This window comes from Pontibacter sp. HSC-14F20 (genome assembly GCF_019599265.1).
GTDB lineage: Bacteria > Bacteroidota > Bacteroidia > Cytophagales > Hymenobacteraceae > Pontibacter.
The window spans coordinates 107401-124820 of the sequence record NZ_JAHZTC010000016.1; the positions used below are offsets into that span (position 1 = coordinate 107401).

At 50.9% G+C, this 17420-nt stretch carries 18 protein-coding genes; 8 read left to right on the forward strand and 10 right to left on the reverse strand.

Annotated elements, in window-relative coordinates; all coding sequences use genetic code 11:
• The first annotated feature begins 77 nt into the window (after positions 1-77).
• Together gcvT and K3G39_RS15465 are read left to right on the forward strand one after the other, a co-directional pair.
• Positions 78-1166, forward strand: coding sequence for a glycine cleavage system aminomethyltransferase GcvT (gene gcvT / locus K3G39_RS15460; protein WP_220627077.1), 1089 nt, complete (start codon positions 78-80; stop codon positions 1164-1166).
• Between the two features lie 86 nt (positions 1167-1252).
• Positions 1253-1987 (forward strand): 2-phosphosulfolactate phosphatase, encoded by a 735-nt coding sequence (locus tag K3G39_RS15465; RefSeq protein WP_220627078.1) that lies wholly within the window; start codon positions 1253-1255, stop codon positions 1985-1987.
• 93 nt (positions 1988-2080) lie between these two features.
• On the opposite strand, the gene K3G39_RS15470 is transcribed toward K3G39_RS15465, so the two are convergent.
• The 4 genes from K3G39_RS15470 to K3G39_RS15485 form a co-directional block, all read right to left on the reverse strand.
• A complete protein-coding gene (locus K3G39_RS15470; RefSeq protein ID WP_220627079.1) occupies positions 2081-2407 on the reverse strand; it encodes a nucleotide pyrophosphohydrolase in 327 nt (108 codons plus the stop codon).
• An 18-nt stretch (positions 2408-2425) separates the two neighbouring features.
• Positions 2426-3352: a hypothetical protein gene (locus K3G39_RS15475; protein ID WP_220627080.1), complete on the reverse strand. Its 927-nt coding sequence runs from the start codon at positions 3350-3352 to the stop codon at positions 2426-2428.
• Between the two features lie 94 nt (positions 3353-3446).
• Positions 3447-3899, reverse strand: coding sequence for a D-aminoacyl-tRNA deacylase (gene dtd, locus K3G39_RS15480; protein ID WP_220627081.1), 453 nt, complete (start codon positions 3897-3899; stop codon positions 3447-3449).
• 68 nt (positions 3900-3967) lie between these two features.
• Positions 3968-4618 carry a hypothetical protein gene (locus tag K3G39_RS15485; RefSeq protein WP_220627082.1) on the reverse strand — a complete coding sequence of 217 codons (651 nt, stop codon included), beginning with the start codon at positions 4616-4618 and terminating at the stop codon, positions 3968-3970.
• Positions 4619-4756: 138 nt separating this feature from the next.
• On the opposite strand from K3G39_RS15485, the gene K3G39_RS15490 reads away from it, so the two are divergent.
• Positions 4757-5656 (forward strand): RimK family alpha-L-glutamate ligase, encoded by a 900-nt coding sequence (locus K3G39_RS15490; RefSeq protein ID WP_255594400.1) that lies wholly within the window; start codon positions 4757-4759, stop codon positions 5654-5656.
• Positions 5657-5668: 12 nt separating this feature from the next.
• On the opposite strand, the gene K3G39_RS15495 is transcribed toward K3G39_RS15490, so the two are convergent.
• Positions 5669-6544, reverse strand: a complete 876-nt coding sequence (locus K3G39_RS15495) for a universal stress protein (protein ID WP_220627083.1) — start codon at positions 6542-6544, stop codon at positions 5669-5671.
• Between the two features lie 174 nt (positions 6545-6718).
• On the opposite strand from K3G39_RS15495, the gene K3G39_RS15500 reads away from it, so the two are divergent.
• On the forward strand, positions 6719-9433 hold the full coding sequence (locus tag K3G39_RS15500) for a hypothetical protein (RefSeq protein WP_220627084.1): 2715 nt from the start codon (positions 6719-6721) through the stop codon (positions 9431-9433).
• 342 nt (positions 9434-9775) lie between these two features.
• Here K3G39_RS15500 and K3G39_RS15505 read toward each other — a convergent pair whose 3' ends face one another.
• The 5 genes from K3G39_RS15505 to K3G39_RS15520 all read right to left on the reverse strand — a co-directional run bounded on the left by K3G39_RS15505 (position 9776) and on the right by K3G39_RS15520 (position 13137).
• Positions 9776-10570 (reverse strand): IS5 family transposase, encoded by a 795-nt coding sequence (locus K3G39_RS15505; RefSeq protein WP_220627085.1) that lies wholly within the window; start codon positions 10568-10570, stop codon positions 9776-9778.
• Between the two features lie 52 nt (positions 10571-10622).
• Positions 10623-10799: a DUF416 family protein gene (locus K3G39_RS15510; RefSeq protein ID WP_220627086.1), complete on the reverse strand. Its 177-nt coding sequence runs from the start codon at positions 10797-10799 to the stop codon at positions 10623-10625.
• Positions 10800-10821: 22 nt separating this feature from the next.
• Entirely contained in the window at positions 10822-11949 is a 1128-nt protein-coding gene (corA, locus tag K3G39_RS15515) for a magnesium/cobalt transporter CorA (protein WP_220627087.1), read from the reverse strand.
• A gap of 32 nt (positions 11950-11981) precedes the next feature.
• Positions 11982-12116 (reverse strand): hypothetical protein, encoded by a 135-nt coding sequence (locus K3G39_RS20955; RefSeq protein WP_255594401.1) that lies wholly within the window; start codon positions 12114-12116, stop codon positions 11982-11984.
• A 427-nt stretch (positions 12117-12543) separates the two neighbouring features.
• Positions 12544-13137, reverse strand: coding sequence for a YigZ family protein (locus K3G39_RS15520; protein WP_220627088.1), 594 nt, complete (start codon positions 13135-13137; stop codon positions 12544-12546).
• A gap of 337 nt (positions 13138-13474) precedes the next feature.
• On the opposite strand from K3G39_RS15520, the gene K3G39_RS15525 reads away from it, so the two are divergent.
• The 4 genes from K3G39_RS15525 to K3G39_RS15540 all read left to right on the forward strand — a co-directional run bounded on the left by K3G39_RS15525 (position 13475) and on the right by K3G39_RS15540 (position 17215).
• Positions 13475-13888, forward strand: a complete 414-nt coding sequence (locus K3G39_RS15525; RefSeq protein ID WP_220627089.1) for an FdtA/QdtA family cupin domain-containing protein — start codon at positions 13475-13477, stop codon at positions 13886-13888.
• 15 nt (positions 13889-13903) lie between these two features.
• Positions 13904-15025: a DegT/DnrJ/EryC1/StrS aminotransferase family protein gene (locus tag K3G39_RS15530; RefSeq protein ID WP_220627090.1), complete on the forward strand. Its 1122-nt coding sequence runs from the start codon at positions 13904-13906 to the stop codon at positions 15023-15025.
• Positions 15018-15986 (forward strand): glycosyltransferase, encoded by a 969-nt coding sequence (locus K3G39_RS15535; protein ID WP_220627091.1) that lies wholly within the window; start codon positions 15018-15020, stop codon positions 15984-15986. The genes K3G39_RS15530 and K3G39_RS15535 overlap by 8 nt, the downstream gene beginning before the upstream one ends.
• Before the next feature lie 251 nt (positions 15987-16237).
• Positions 16238-17215, forward strand: coding sequence for an acyl-ACP desaturase (locus tag K3G39_RS15540; protein ID WP_220627092.1), 978 nt, complete (start codon positions 16238-16240; stop codon positions 17213-17215).
• The last annotated feature ends 205 nt before the right edge of the window (positions 17216-17420 follow it).

Here is a 17420-nt window from a genome sequence, read left to right on the forward strand (position 1 = left end):
GTTCCTGCATAAAATTTCAGAAGCGGTTTTATTTTACTTAATTTTGGGCATCTACTTTATTAGCAATCAAATCTGATATGGAACTCAAGAAAATAGCTTTGAATGATGTGCACGAGTCGCTGGGAGCGAAGATGGTGCCTTTTGCTGGGTATAACATGCCCGTGCGCTACTCATCTGATATGGAGGAGCACAACACGGTGCGCAACGCGGTAGGTATATTCGATGTGTCGCACATGGGTGAGTTTATGGTAAAAGGCCCTGAGGCACTTGACCTGATCCAGCGCATCACCACAAACGATGCCTCTAAGCTAACGCCAGGCAAGATTCAGTATTCCTGCTTCCCGAACGAAGACGGCGGTATTGTAGACGACCTGCTGGTGTACTGCATGGCTGAGAATGAATACATGCTGGTGGTGAATGCCTCTAACATCGACAAGGACTGGGCCTGGGTAAATAAATTCAATACCAAAGGCGCTGAGTTGCAGAATATTTCAGATGAGATGTCGCTGTTTGCCGTGCAGGGCCCGAAAACGGTAGAGGCCCTTTCTTCGCTTACTTCTGTAGACCTTGGCAGCATGACCTACTATACCTTCGAAAAGGGTGATTTTGCCGGTGTGCCCGATGTTATACTCTCTGCCACAGGCTATACCGGTTCCGGCGGATTTGAGATTTATGTAAAGAATGAGGATGCCAAAAAGGTATTCGACGCGATCATGGAAGCTGGCAAAGAGCAAGGTATAAAGCCAATTGGTCTGGGTGCCCGCGATACGCTGCGCCTTGAGATGGGCTTCTGCCTCTATGGCAACGACATCAGTGACACAACTTCTCCTCTGGAGGCTGGTCTGGGCTGGATCACCAAATTTGACAAGGAGTTCACCTACTCTGAAAACCTGAAAGAGCAGAAAGCAGCCGGTGTGCAGCGCAAGCTGGTTGGGTTTGAGATGCTGGAGAAGGCTATACCTAGAGCACACTACGAGATAGTAAACGCCGAAGGTGAGAAGATAGGCGAGGTAACTTCAGGCACTATGTCACCATCGTTGGGCAAAGGCATCGGTATGGGCTACGTGCAGACCGAGTATAGCAAACCGGGTACTGAAGTATTTGTACGCGTGCGCAACAAAGACATGAAAGGCCAGATCGTGAAGCCACCATTTGTAAAGAAATAATTTGATTGTTGAATGGTTAGATTGTTTAATTGTTTGAAAACAGACGATTTAACCATTCAACAATTTAACAATCTAAGATTCAAAGAATGCCGAGTATAGATGTGTGCTACAGCCCAGAGCTGTTGCACTTGTATGAACTGGAGGGGAAGGCAGTGGTGGCCGTGGACATTCTGCGTGCTACCTCCACTATGGTGACGGCCTTTGCGCATGGCGCCACCGATATTATACCTGTGATGCAACTGGAAGAGTGCCGCGCCTATGCCGGGCAAGGCTGCCTGACCGCTGCGGAGCGCAACGGCATTAAAGCCGAAGGCTTTGATCTGGGCAATTCGCCTTTCGCCTACATGAACGGACAGGTAAAGGACCGCACCGTGGCCATCACAACCACCAACGGTACACGTGCCATCCGTTTGTCAGAAGCAGCACAGGAGATTATTGTAGGGGCATTTCTTAACCTGGAAGCTGTGGCGCAGCACTTGCGGGAGCTGCAATTGGACGTACTGGTAGTTTGTGCCGGCTGGAAAGGCAAATTTAACCTGGAAGACACGCTTTTTGCCGGTGCACTGGCCGAGCGTCTGCAGGGCGAGTTTGAGTTTGAGAACGACGCCACACTGGCTTCGTTATACCTGTACCACGCTGCCAAGAGCGACATGGTCGCTTTCCTGCGCCAGTCCTCCCACGTGCGTCGCCTCGAAAATCTCGAAATCCACAAAGACATCGAGTTCTGCCTCCAGCACGATACCTACAATGTGCTGCCCGTTTGGAAAGGAGACAGGCTGGTAAACTTAAAAGATTCCCGAGTTCTGAGTTCTGAGTCTTGAGTTATAGAAAATGAAAGATATTTCTTCCAATGCGAAATAGATGCTCAGGAAAGGAGATTAAGAGAAAACTAACTTAGGACTCAGAACTAATCTTCACCTCAGTTTCTCGTTCTGCTTATGCCTTTCGCTGTCGCGGGAGGTTTTCTTTTCCAGGTTTTTACGAAGCGCTTCGGTGAGGTCTATACCTGTCTGGTTGGCGATACAGATGAGCACGAAAAGCACATCCGCCAGTTCGTCGGAGAGTTGCTTGCCCTCATCGCTTTTCTTAAATGATTGCTCACCATATTGCCGGGACATGATGCGGGCTACTTCACCTACTTCTTCCGTGAGAATGGCCATGTTGGTCAGTTCGTTGAAATAACGAACGCCGTTCTCTTTGATCCAGTTGTCAACGATCGTTTGGGCTTGGGCAATGGTCATAAGGTATAGGGGCTTTAATTATTTGCCAAATTTAATGACAAAATCAACGTAAGGCACACCGATCAGGATAGATTCCGCAATATCACCGTTGTTTATAAAAGCCAGGTCAACCGTCAGGCGCTCTCCCATAAACCGCACGCCATACGAAATCAAACCATAGTAGCCGTCGCTGGGCACCAGCCAGTTCTCCGACACCAGGCCCACCCGACGACTTATCCGCTTCATGCCACTCAGGTTGAGCACCGGCCTTTTTGAGAATTCGTCGTCCACAAATCCATAGCCCATACCCAGTGTTACGTTATCGTCGGTGTTGCCATAGGTCACAATGCCATAGCCTATACCTAAGCCGGAGAAACCTTCATCAAGCCCGATCACATTCATGTACAGCAAACCGCCGCCGGCCCGCCATTTGTCATTTACCTCAAATGTAGCCTTTGGTGTGATGTAGAAAGCCGGTGTGCCCGAGAAAGTGGAAATCAGTTCGAAGCCGCCGCCTATGGTAATGTTGTCGGTGACACCAATGTTGATAGAGTTGAGCAGCAGGTAGGTGTTCTGGTAGTAGGCTTCGCCTTTCTTAAGGCTGAAGGCAGAAGGAGAGAAAAGATAGCGCGTTGCATTGGGGTTTTCGAACCAGTACTCGCCATCGCGCATGCGGCTATCATCTACGATCTTGGTGCTTTTGATCTGGATATGTGGAATCACAATTTCGCCGGCACTGTCGGTTTGCAGGCGTATGCCCCCGTCCGTTTGCCCTAAAAATATACCCTGAATCACTGAGCCATCGCGGGTTTCGACGATCCAGCGCTTGCCCACCACGCTTTTGGTGAGCGTGGTATCGGTCTGGGCCTGAGCGCCGGTTGCTATACCTGTCATGAATAAGGAGCACAGCAGCAGCCGGCCAAGGAATTGCGGCAGCCAGGCTGCCTGATAAGGTATAGCTTTCATATAAACCGTCCGGTTAGGTATAGCTGAATTAGGTAGAAATATATAGATAATTCCTTTTGCTTATCCAGCTTGCTTTAGAATTATTCGGAGCGGTTTATTCCCGGTTTTTGGAGTCTATCACAATCGTAACCGGACCGTCGTTGAGCAGGGCTACTTTCATGTCGGCGCCAAATTCACCGGTCTGCACTTTCTTCCCCAAAGCCTCTTCCAAAAGCGCTACAAAACGCTCATACAAAGGTATAGACACAGCTGGCGGGGCTGCCTGAATATAAGAAGGACGGTTGCCTTTTTTCGTAAGCGCATAGAGCGTAAACTGACTGATCACCAGCACATCACCCTGCACATCCTGCACACTCAGGTTCATTTTATCTTTATCGTCGCTGAAGATGCGAAGCTGAACTACTTTGTTGGCAATCCATTTGAGATCTTCTTCGGTATCGTCGTTGGTGAAGCCGGCAAGCAATAGCAGCCCGAGGCCGATCTCGCCTTTCACCTGGTTGTTTATGGTAACAGAAGCTTGGGTAACGCGTTGGACAACGATGCGCATAAGGTATACCTTTGGTTCAGTTGCAAAGGTAGGAATTCTGGCCTATCTATACTTGACCTCGTTTTCCCTTAATCAACGTAGCCTTCATACCTGATCCGGTTCACTTTGCCGTTTTTCAGGAAAAAGCGCAGCGAGATGGGAGCCCCCTCTACAGTAGTCGCCACAATCTCGGAGTTGGTTTGCAGGATGCGCACGTCGTAGTTCTTGAGTTTGGTCATCAGCTCGGGCTGACTCATACCTACCTTCATATTGTTGCGGAGCGCTATACCTGCGTTGCGGATGTCAGCCACCTGCAGCAGCAGATCGCCGGTTTGGGAAGGAGCATAAAGCTCGATCACCGACTCGCCAAAGCGGATAGTAAAGATCGTGTCCGTGATAGCAGGGTGGTGCAGGTTCTCCACTGGGTCGGCATCGAGCGTGAAGTCCGTGCTGATACGGGCAAAGTAGGCATCCAGCTTTTTGCTCTGGCGGTAATCTGACAGGAACGGGTTGCCCAGGAAATCAATGGTAGCTGGCGGACCGGCTGGCTGGCGATGGACCAGTAGGGTGTCGGGCGCTACCTGTTGTCGGTTGCGCTCCTGTGGTTCTTCTGCGAGTTCTTCCTGTGTTTCCTCCGGGCGACAGGCGCCCGCATTGGTGCTGATCAGCAACAGCAGGACCAGCAGGCGTACAGAAAGGCTGTACCTGTGTCGTAGGCTGAGGCTGAAAAGATGTAACATGGTATAGGTTAAAAAGCGGGGAAGCAAATTATACTTTTCATACGAGAACAGACGTTCTTAAAGTTTTGTTTAATTGGAAATTTATTCTGTAGATTCTGCGGGGTATAAAGTATAATTTTGCGGCAAATATCCACATTTATGTCATTACAACAAATAGCTTTGGTCACTTGCCAGAGCCTGGGTGATTATACCACCAATGCCGATAGCGAAGATGAGCGTCTGTACCGTTTTTTAGCCGAAAAAGGCCACGAAATTTCTTTTCAGGTATGGGACAATGAGCAGGTAGACTGGACCTCATTCGATGCCATCATCATCAAGTCTCCCTGGGACTACTTCGATAAAATACAGGCCTTCTATACCTGGCTCGACAAGCTGGAGGCGCTGGGCTGCCGCGTGCTCAACCCGGTTCAAACGCTGCGCTGGAACGCCGATAAGGTATACTTCAAAGCGATGCAGGCGCAAGGTGTTAAGATTGTGCCAACCGTGTGGCTGGAGCAGGGCTCTACATTCAATCCTGAGAGTGTATTTGGGGCGATCGGGCAGGAGAAAATCATTGTGAAACCGCGCGTGAGCGGAGCAGCGAAGAACACCCTGGCCATCAGCAGAGCAGAGGTAGGCGATTATACAGCGCGCATCAATGCCTTGCTGCAGGAAGAACCGTTTCTGGCGCAGCCTTTCCTTGAGGAGATCAAAACACAGGGCGAGTGGTCCTTCCTTTTCTTCAACGGCAGGTATAGCCACGCGGTGCTCAAAACAGCCCGGGCAGGCGATTTCCGGGTACAGCACTTTTTCGGGGGGAGCGTGCATACTCCAAAACCACCGGCCAACATGCTCGAAACCGCTACTACCATTGCAGAGCAGTTTGCACAGGATTGTCTGTATGCCCGTGTGGACGGAGTGGAGCTGAACGGCGAGCTGGTGCTGATGGAGCTTGAACTGATCGAGCCTTTCCTTTTTCTGAGCACGAGTGAGGGATCCCTGGAGCGTTACTATCAGGCACTGCTGGAATTGACAGAGCATACTAACGCCAGGGTATAATCTATACCTTGCCTATACCTTACTCTGAAAGACGAGCACCGGCAATGGCGCATGCAGCACCATCTTTTTGGCCAGGCTGGGGTTGAAGAGTGAGTCGAATGTGCCGCGCTCCTGGGTAGTCAGGGCCAGCAGATCGATTGTTTCGCTGCGGGCAAAGTCCTGCAAGGCCTCCGCTACATCCTCGCCTTCGAGCAGGGCATAACGGATGTCGTTTTCGGGTGCACCGTGCTGAAGGTCTTGCTGCAGTACCAGTAACTTTTCACGGTCTTCTTCGGGGTCGTCGGAGATATGCACGCAGTAGATCATGGGGTCCAGATGGCCGAATATTTTCCGGATGCGGTCAATATCGGCCACGTCCGTTTTGCCGAAGTCAGTAGCGTAAAGGATGCGGCCGGGTATAATGCCATTGAATTGATTTGGTATCGTCAGCACGGGCACACGCGCCTCATCAATCACCTTGGTCGATACGGTGCCAAACACTGCCCGTCCGATGCTTGCCTCGCCTTTGGTGCTCATAATGACCAGGGAAGGACGGAAGTGTTCTGCCTGTTCAGGTATTTCCTCTTCGGGCAGGCCATGAACAAGCGTCCGCTCGATGTGCAGGGTGCTGTCCATGCTGCGGGCTTTTTGCATCAATTCCTCATACAGGGCTTCGAGTTGCTCCAGCGCTTCGGTTTCGTTGCGGTGCAGCACACGCTCGGCCAGCTGTTCTGAGGGATTCAGGGTGGCAGCGCTGGACGGCACCGGATTGGCATCGGCCAGGTAGTCCTGAAAGCAGTGGAGCAGCAGCAGCTTGGCGCCCGGAACACCGGCTGCAAGTTGCAGGGCGTACTGGCTGGCCTTGGTGGAGCCTTCCGAAAAATCAACAGGTAAAAGTATCCGGAACATGTTTGGGAGGTTTGGGTTGGCCCCTATATACGCACAATGCCCTGCCAGGTATAGGCTGTAGCCGCTAAACAGGTATAGATATCAGGATATTTTGGGTATGAAATGGTACGGAAGGCGCTATACTGGGGTGTTTTCTATTTTTTTCGGTTAATTTGTAGCTTCATACACCCCGCTATGCCGAAACGCATTGTCTTTTTCTTCATCGCATTTGTAACACTTGCCTCGTTGGCCTACTATGGCTTTAGCAGGTGGCAGGACGCACAGCAGAAGGTGAACCTCTGGACCCTGGTGCCTGAAACGGCAGCTTTTGTGGTGGAAACCAATAACCACAACAACCTGAAAAAGCACCTGGAGGAAACCGCTCTATGGGAAAGTTTCTCGTTGTTGCCGGTGGTGCAGCGCTTTCAGGAGCACATGACCATGCTTGACAGCGTGGCACCCGGCAACCAGCGCCTCGAGCGTTTCCTCGACAAAAAAAATATTCTCACCTCGATTCACGTGCTTGGCAAGACCGATGTGGAGTTTGTGTATTACATCCCGGTGGCGTCGGTAGGGGAACATCGTTTTTTGCGCACGCTTACCGAAAACATCGTCAAAAATCCGGTGTTTAAGGAAAATACGCGCGAGTACCAGGGTATGCTGCTCACCGATGTGACCAATACTCAACTGGGCAACAGCTTTACCTTCTTCTCTTATCACAACAACATCATCCTGAGTGCTTCGCCTGTGCTGGTGGAGGAGATCGTGCGCCGCATCAACCGGGGTAAACTCAGCTCCGTTGCCGCAGACTACCAGAAAGTGAATTACCTGAGCCAGGCCGATGTGTACGCCAACGTGTTTGTGAACTACCGTGCCCTGCCTGACCTGTTAGGGCTTTTTGTGCAGGAAGACCTGATGCCGCAGGTGCGCTACCTGAGCAGCTTTTGCCGCAACGCCATGCTGGAACTCAAGCTCGACCAGAATAAGGTTTTCCTGAATGGTTTTTCTAATCCGGAAACGCTAGAAGGCTCCTTTCAGACCAAACTGCAGCCAGCCAAGCCCCGTCCCCTCGAAATTAAACTGTTGCTGCCTACGCGCACAGCCATGCTGATGCATTTTGGAGTGGGAGAGGTGGCCCGTCTGCGCGATGGTAAAGCTCCTGCCGACGCGTACAGCCCCGCCATCGACAGTCTGGCCGGCTCTTTTAACCAGGAGATCGCGCTGGCTTACATGGAGTCCTACAACATGAACACGAGCCCCGATAAGATGGTGATTGCCCGCATGGAAGGCGGCGGCAAAACCGACGCTCGCCTACAGGCCCTGGCACAACAGCTTAGCAAAGCCCAGAACAAAAAGGTCTATACCGAAAAGTACGGCAACTATACCTTGCAACTGCTGGACCTGGAAGAATTACCAGCCCGATTGTTTGGCAGTTTGTTCGCCGGATTTGAGCAGAGCTACGTGCTGCAGCTCGATAATTATATGATCTTCTCGCCGGAAGTAGCCAGTCTGCACGCCCTCATCGACGACATCAATGCAGGGGAAGTATGGGGACGCTCTGTGGCGCAAAAGTCTTTTCTGGAGGAAACATTGCAGGAAGGTAACTTCAGTCTATACCTGAACACCGTGAATGCCTGGTATATTCTGAACCGTTATGTGCAGGAAGAGAACCGCGAGGACCTCTTGCAGAACTCAAGCCTGATCCGAAGATTTAACCAGGTGAGCGTGCAGTTTGCCCGCGCCGAAAACCAATATTATACCAGTGTACTGTTCAGAAGGCAGGAGCGCAGCGCCGACAGTAACCAGGAAGGTTTCGAAGAAGAGCTGACCATCCCATTCGCAAGCCGCCTGATATCGCCGCCATACCCAATCCAGAATGCCATAGACCGCAGCCGGGAAGTGGTAGTGCAGGACTCTATGCAGGTGCTGCACAACATTACCTCCACCGGCAGCCGTGGCTGGACCGATACGCTACAGACACAGGTAAGAGGCAGTCTGCAGCAAATCGAGCTTGGCAGCGACAAGCGGCTGCGCTATGTGTTTGCCACAGACACCCGCATCCAGGCTATCGATAACCTGGGGCGCAATCTGGAGCATTTTCCGTTTAATGTAAGTGATACTTTGCGCCTGCAGCGCCTGTCCGTGTTTGACTTCCAGAAAAACCGTGACTATCGCTTTTTGGTAGACGACGCCCTTGGCAACCTGTACATGTTCGATACGCGAGGCAACGCTATACCTGGCTGGCAACCCCGCCGCATGGACTACCGACTGGCAGCTACTCCGCAGCACGTGCGGGTAGGTGGCCGGGACGTTATTATGGTGCTGCTCGAGAACGGCTATGTATATGCCCTCAATACTAAAGGCGAAACTTATCCGGGCTTTCCTTTCAGTTTGCGAGTACCCATTACATCAGAAGGTATGATTCGGGCGGGTGCCGACCTGCGCCGCTCTGTGGTGACGGTGGTGACGCGCTATGGTGAGGTGGTACAGTTTAACCTGCAGGGCCAGGTGGTGAAGCGGGAGCAGCTGCCACGTCCAAGCAAAAGCGCCATGTTCGATCTCGTGCCCGATGCCAGCGGCCGTTCCTTCATTATTGTGCGGCAGGAGCAGGGCAAAGTGGCCGCCTTCGACCAGGACCTGAAAGAGTTGTTTGAGAAACGCTACGTGACATCGGCGCCCAAAATTGTGCAGTACTTTAACTTCGGGGGCGGTAACCAGGTATACGCTATTACCGAAACCGGCCCGCAGAAAACTTACCTATATGGCCCGGATGCGCGCCTGATAGGAGGCAGATCGCTGGAAAGCAACCAGCCTGTTAGCATCCACTACAATGAGGTAGGCAATAACTACTCCGTCTACAAAGTGTTCCGCAACGAGCTTCAGAAACTCAACTTCAAACTGCCTGATTAAAAGCTAACATCTCCTCGTTAGCTCAAGTTGGTACTTCATTTCCTGTGATATCTTCTTATTTACTACAGATTCGGCAAGATCTTCTTCTCTTGAAATAAAGTCTACTGTATCAATCATATAATTGCTGATATTCAGGGTGTGGTCCAGATCTTTATCAAGAATAAATGCCACAAGCTCTAAAACGGATGCTGATGCATTTAAGGCAAGACTTCCATTCTCAAATTCTTCTGTAACAGGTATTATACTCTCTATTTGGCTAGCAAGCCTTAGTAACGTACTTTTTTTAGTGCTATCGAAACAATTGGTCGTTTCGCAAAATTTTATGCTATCTAAGAGGCTGTTTTAATTTCCTTTATTTAGTTTGTTAAGCATGATGTGAATCATGGCCACTTTTATCATCGTCTCAGACGATTTGGTGGAGTACTCATAGTCCTTGGACAGCCTCCTGTAAAGGTTGAGCCAGCCGAAGGTCCGTTCCACTATCCATCGCTTAGGTAAAGCTTCAAAGGCTTTCTTGTGGATCTTCTTCACAATCTCCAGCCTCCAGTTCAGGTGGCGGAACGTGTTTTTCACCCACTCCCACATGGCAAGCCCGCCGTAGCCCTGGTCGGCGAAGAACAGCCTCAGGCGACTGAAGTCCGCCATCCTGGAGGCGGCCCTTTGCAGCAGCCACTGGGCTCCCTGCCGCTCGGCAACGTCTGCCCGGTGGACGATGAGCACGATCAACAGGCCCAGCGTGTCAACCATCAGATGCCGCTTGCGCCCCTTCACCCGCTTGGCCGCGTCATAGCCCCGCTCGCCGCCCTGCTGCACGGTCTTCACGCTCTGCGAGTCGAGGATGCCCACGCTCGGGGAGGCCGCCTTGCCATGGCGGCCCCTGACCTGCTTTGAGAGACAATCGTGGAGCATTTCCCAGCAACCATCCCGCCGCCATTTACGGTAATAGTAGTAGGCCGTCTGCCAGCAGGGCAGGTCTAGCGGCATCATGCGCCACTGAACGCCCCCCTTGACCACGTAGAATATGCCGTCCAGAATGCTGCGAAGCGGCCACTGGCGCTTGCGCTGCAGCATCTGCTCCTCGAATATCTCCGCTATTAAAAGCCATTGGGTGTCGGTTAAACTACTTGGGTAAGTCATAAGTCTGCTAACTTTTCTTACTCAAACAACCGGCACCTGCTTTTTTATTCATTCAAATCAAAACAGCCTCTAATAAAGTGTTAGGATTTCCCCAGGTAGAATGTTCATGAAATTCTAGGTAATAAGGTAGCAATCGGTTGCAAATACTTATCGCAAAAGCTGCTACATCATCGTTAGAAAGTTTACTCAATTGCGCTTTTAGCAAATCAAGAAATTCAGGAATATTCATCGTGAATTATATAAATGTTACTTTAAAAGCTCTTAAACCAGCCTTTCTTATAAAACAGGTATAGCTGCACCAGTACAAGGGTCGTCATTAGCACCATCAGGATGGGGTAGCTGTAGGGCAGGTATAGCTCGGGCATGCTCAGCCGAAACACCTCGCCAGTTTCAGGGTCTTCGCGCGAAAAGTTCATGCCGTATACCCCGGCGATAAAGCTTAGCGGTATAAAGATACTCGATATGATGGTGAGCACTTTCATAATCTCGTTCATGCGGTTGCTCACCGTAGACATGTACAGCTCCACCAAACTCGTCGACATTTCCTTGTGGCTGTCAATCAGGTCGATGAGTTGGACCGTGTGGTCGTAAGCATCCCGGAAGTATACCTTCAGGTTATCAGGTATAATGTCTTCGTCCATGCGCAGCAGTTCGTTCATTTTGTCGCGCTCCGGCCAGGCGATGCGCCGCAGTTTTATCAGTTCGTTTTTGAGATCCAGTATCTCGCGTAGGGTTTGCTTTGTCGGGTTATCCAGAATTTTCTGTTCCAGTTCCTCAATGTAAACTCCGATGGCCCCCATCACCGGGAAATAGTAATCGAGCACCACGTCCAGAATGGCATACACGACATACATGGGCGGTCGTTGCCGGATGACGCCTTTGCCAGCCCGGATGCGTTCGCGGAGTGGATCCAGGCAGTCTTCATAGTCGCTCTGCAGGGTGAGCACATAGTTAGAGCCGGAGAAAACCGAGAGTTGCACGTCTTCCAGGGTATGCTGTTCTTCCTTCCAGCGGAGCATGCGGGTGATGATGAAAAGGCGGTCGTCGAGCTCGTCGACTTTGGGGCGCTGGTAATCGTTGATCACGTCCTCCATCTGCAGCGAGTGAATGTCGAAGTCCTGCTTGAGCAACTCCAGCATGCTGAGGTCAGCGTACCCACGGATGTCAATCCAGTGTGTAGCGTCAGGTTGCGATTTTACCTGCTGCACCAGTTCGGCGTAAGAAACCAGCTCCTGCTCCTTGAACAGCTGCCCGTTAAAGGACATCAGAAAATAACGGGGGGCATGTGCCTCATAAGGTATAAAGAGGGAGCCTGGGCTGATGCCGAGTCTACGGTCAAGGATTTTATGTCGGGAGTGTTGACGTTTCTTCTTAGCCATTGTGTTGACGGTGTATGCTGCAGCCGTGTAAGTTAATGAAAATTAGGTTTTGCTTTACGATTGTGCAAGCGAGCTTTGTTTTGTTGTGGCGGCTGCTGCAGGTATAGCAAACTGTTCTCTTTCATAGCTTCGCCTGTGCGGCGGGCACTCACTTTTTGTCTTGACATAAAAAGTAGGCAAAAAAGTCAAGACTCCCCAAATCGAGGGCCCCTCCCCCCACTCGCTGAACGCTCTTGACAGGGGACCCCTTCACCCCCAACAGTGGAGTGTCAAAAGGTGCATCTGGCTAATGCTATTTATTTAATAGCTCAAGGGCAAGTTAGCCTTGCTATCCCTGCCAGTGGTAGTTTGCTACAACGCTTATACCTAATAAAGTGGCAACGCCAGAAATTCCCCTCTTGTGAGGGGCGGAGGTGTGTTAATAGTGCACATGGTAATGCACTTACATTGCTATACCGGAATTGATCGTAGTATTAAGTCGCCTTCCTGTTTTGGGGGGAGAGGCCCTATACAAAAGGAAGGGCTAGGGGAGGTGATTTACCTGTGGCAGGGGGATGTTAATCGTGCACGAGAATTTTGTTAATCTATCCTGATTCAGGCAACCCTAACTCCCTCAATTCCCTGCAGCTTGCCGCTCACTTCTTCTTCCAGCTTTTGCCGAACCTCCAGTGTCATGTGGCAGTCGAGTTCGAATTGCTGGTCTTTTACGCCGAGTTCGTACTCTTTCACCAAACTCATCACGTCATTCATCTGCGGGTAGGCGAAGTATACCTGAAGTAAAGTTGTTTCATGCTTTTCGATGATTGTGGCAATAGTTAGGGCTTCGGCGCTGGAGGTTTTGTAGGCGTTGATCAGGCCGCTGACACCGAGCTTGGTGCCGCCGAAATAGCGTATCACCACAATCAGCACATTGCTCAGGTCGAAGGACCGGATCTGTCCCAAGATAGGGTCACCGGCGGAATGATTGGGCTCGCCGTCGTCGTTGGCACGGTAGCGGCTTTTGTCAGCACCCAGGCTGTAGGCGTAGCAGTGGTGGCGAGCATCGTAATACTGCTTGCGTAGGTCGGTGAGGATCTCTTTCACTTCCTCCTCCGTGTATACCGGGTAGGCCAGGGCAATGAATTTACTTCCTTTTTCTTTGTAGAGGCCTTCGGAGGGCGCTTCGATGGTACGGTAGGTGTCTTCCATAATATAAAACAGATAGGCGGCTATTTCCTGCTATTTAGGCAGCACTTTCGTCTGCAGCACAACAGCCATTCCCGTGCAGACTACTCCGACTGCTAGCTTGGTAATATGATAATAAATTACTGTCTGCAAGTTTACGCTTCGTGGCACTGGTAAAGCCTGAGGTCTAAACCCACAACCCATACCGGATCAGGTAAAACATAGGTATAAAAGCAGGAGCAGGCAGCGCGGCCTGCATTGCAAAAGTAACAGAAGCGTCCGCAAGGGCAAAGCCGGGACCAGATGTATAGGCACATTTGCCGAAATTGTTTTAATTTGTGGCTCTACTAAAAATTTCCTTTTGTCTGCCACACCATACCTGCTCCGCTTTACCGAAACCGGTAGCCAAGAAATAGGCTTCATCGCCTCCACACAACTGGCCCAAAATATACCCTTTGTAATCAGGCGGGTGTTCTGGACCTACGGCACACCAGCGGGTGTACTGCGCGGGCAGCATGCCAATAAGGCCACCGAGGAGGTACTGGTAGCCGTAACCGGAAGTATTACAGTGGAGACAGATAACGGCAAAAAAAAGAAGACCTTTGTGCTGGACGATCCGGCCACGGGGCTATACCTGCCGGCCATGTGCTGGACCGATCTGCATTTTGCACCCGGTACCATAGCCGTTTGCCTGACTTCCACCGATTTTGAGGAGTCCGACTACATCCGGGATTACCCAACTTATCAGCGTCTGGTAGCACACCTGGCCCTGTAAATACCGTCTATACCTATGCCCGCAACGCAGGTTCCATACTTCGCTTTCCGTGACTTCCCCGCAGGTATAAACCAGCAGGTGGAGGAGGCGTTGCTAGGTGCCCTGCGCAGTCAGCAATACATTTTGGGCGAAGAGGTGCGTGGTTTTGAAAATGAATTTGCAGCTTATGTGCAGGCAGGTACAACCATCGGGGTAGGAAATGGTTACGATGCTTTGGTAGTGGCGCTGAAAGCTGCAGGTATAGGAGCTGGTGACGAGGTGATCGTGCCGGCCAATACCTTCATCGCGACTGCGAATGCCGTAGTGCAGGTTGGGGCTATACCTGTGCTGGCCGATCCGGATCGCTATACCTGTAACCTCACTGCTATTGAAGCTTCTGAGCACATCACACCTCGCACCAAAGCCATCATAGCTGTGCACCTCTATGGCCAGGCTTGCGAGATGGCAGGCTTTCTGGGACTAGCTGAACAGCACAACCTGACGATCATCGAAGACTTTGCACAGGCACAGGGCGCGAGTTACAGAGGCTGTACGGTTGGTAGCTTCGGTCATATCAGCGCCACCAGTTTTTACCCGACCAAAAACCTGGGTGCGCTTGGCGATGGCGGTGCTGTCGTTACTTCAGACCCAGAACTGGCCGCGTATGCCCACATGTACCACAACTACGGACAGCAACAGAAATACCACAATCAACTAGTAGGCATCAACTCCCGCCTCGATACACTACAGGCCGCCGTACTGCGAATCAAGCTGCAATACCTCGATGCACTAAACGGTGAGCGTCAACAACTGGCTAAGGTATACCTGACTGCACTGCAAGGTATAGGAGACCTCACACTGCCTGTCACAGCGCCGGATTGCACGCACATTTACCACATCTTCAACATCCGCACAAAGCAGCGCGATGCCTTGCAGCTATACCTGTCTGAACAAGGTATACAGACGGCCATACACTACCCGGTGCCCGTGCATTTGCAGGAGGCTTATACCTATTTAGGCTATGAAAAAGGGAGCTTCCCAATAGCCGAGGAACTGGCCGACGCAAGCCTGAGTCTGCCGCTTTTTCCGGGGATGACGGAGGCAGAACAGGAAGCAGTAGTTACTTGCATTCACACTTTTTTTGAGCGCCATGGTTGATTCTGCTGCAATTCCGCTGGTATCGATCATTTGCCTCTGCTACAATCACGAGCGTTTCATCGCCGAAGCGCTGGACTCGGTGCTGGCCCAGACCTATTCCAATCTGGAGATCATCATCATGGACGATTGCAGCACTGACAATAGCGTTGGCATTATTCAGGAATACGTCCGGAAATACCCGCAACTCACTTTCATGAGCACAGGCACCAACATGGGTAATACCAAGGCATTCAACCTGGCCTGGCGGGCCTCCAAAGGTGAATACATTATCGATTTTGCTACTGATGACGTGTTGCTGCCCGAGCGGGTGGCGCAGCAGGTAGCGGCCTTCCAAAAGCTGGACGAGACTTATGGTGTTGTCTATTCGGATGCAGAGTACAGCGATGATAATGGCCGGTATGTCCGCTTTCACTGCCAGCGCGACAAGGCAGGCGAGGTGATTTCCTTTGCACCTTCCGGCGATATTTTTCACCATTTACTGGGCCGTTATTTTATCTGTCCGCCCACCATGATGATGAAACGACAAGTGTTCGAGGACCTGCAGGGTTATGACGAAACACTTGCCTATGAGGACTTTGACTTTTGGTTGCGATCTTCCCGTAGGTATAAATACTTTTTCCTGGATGCCATCACCACCAAGCGTCGTCTGCACGCCCATTCGCTTTCACAACAATTGTACAAGCCAGGAGACAGACAGCTGAACTCAACAGTACTGGTCTGCGAAAAAGCAGCGAAACTGGTGCATAGTCCGGAAGAAAAAAACGCCCTGACCCGCCGTTTGCAATACGAAGCACGGCACGCTTTCCTGACTGGTCACTATCAGCAAGCCGAACAATTTCTGAACCTGCTACGGCAGCATGCCGGACTTGGACCGGTCTACCGCACTATCCATCTCCTGAACAAACTTAAAGTAGACCTGCGCATCGTCAGAGTACTGTATCAGAAGCTTTTAAATCGCTGAAATTGCACTCTGTCAGGGACTTACTACACATTGGGGGTAAACACGTAAACTGTTTTCTGTTTCTGCGTAAGTATAAGTTAACCTGGTTGTGCTTTATGGTTTGTGCTTTTGAGAATGAGCAAGTTAAAGTTTAAACACGACACTAAATCCGAATACCTTTTTTTAGCAGAGAGTTAACTTAATATTACGCTGCGGACAAATATTTTAGTATAAATACCTATATTTGAAGTTCAATCGCCTAAAACAATACCATGATTACAGCCATTGCATCCCGTGTAGAAGTCATGAAGTGGATGGAAGACTTTGTCCACGAAAAAATGACAGAGTTCCTAAAGTCCGTTGAGGACAGCTGGCAGCCAGCCGACCTGCTGCCCGACGCCCGCATGGAAAACTTTTTTGAAGAAGTAAAAAACCTGCAGGAACGTGCCCGCGACCTTAGCTACGACCTGCTTGCCGTGTTGGTAGGCGATACCATTACCGAAGAAGCACTGCCAACTTATGAAAGCTGGCTGATGTCTATTAAAGATGTGCCAAGCAACGAAGATAGCCCCTGGATGAGGTGGAATCGTGCCTGGACAGCCGAAGAGAACCGCCACGGTGACCTGCTGAACAAGTACCTCTACCTGACCGGCCGCATCAACATGCGCGAAATGGAGGCATCTACGCAGTATCTGATCGCTGATGGTTTTGACCTGCAGACTGACAATGACCCGTATCGCGCTTTCGTGTATACTTCTTTCCAGGAAACAGCTACTAACCTGTCTCACCGCCGTGTGGCTCAGATTGCCAAAAAACAAGGCGATGGTATGCTGGCAAAACTTTGTGGCTATGTAGCTTCTGATGAGGCCCGTCATGCCAAAGCGTATAAGGCTTTTGTAGGCAAAATCTTTGAAGCCGATCCGAACGAAATGATGCTGGCCTTTGAGGACATGATGCGCAAGAAAATCGTAATGCCGGCACACTACATGCGTGAGTTAGGTGTGGATATGGGCAAAACTTTTGGCCACTTCACCGATGCTGCCCAGCGCATTAACGTGTACACCGCCCTCGACTATACCGACATCCTGCGCGACCTCGTGAAAGAGTGGAAGCTGGAAACCGTAACTGGTTTGAATGATGCCGGCGAGCGCGCCCGCGATTATATTACAGCACTGCCAGACCGCCTCAAAAGAGTAGCGGAGCGTATGAGAGCGCCACAACTGGAGTATAAATTCCGTTGGATTGACTAAGTAGCGAAAGCTATACTTTCTAGGTAGAGGGCAGGTTGCGAAAGCAGTCTGCCCTCTGCTGTTATGGCGCGAGCTTGCGGCCTTATCCTGTGCCATAAGTTTCGTAGAATAGCCGGAAAGGAGGTGGGTTTATGGAAGAGAGCTGGGGCACAAGAGAGTTTAAGGCATGCGGAGTGGAAGACAGAGGCGAGGCGAAAAGTTTGTC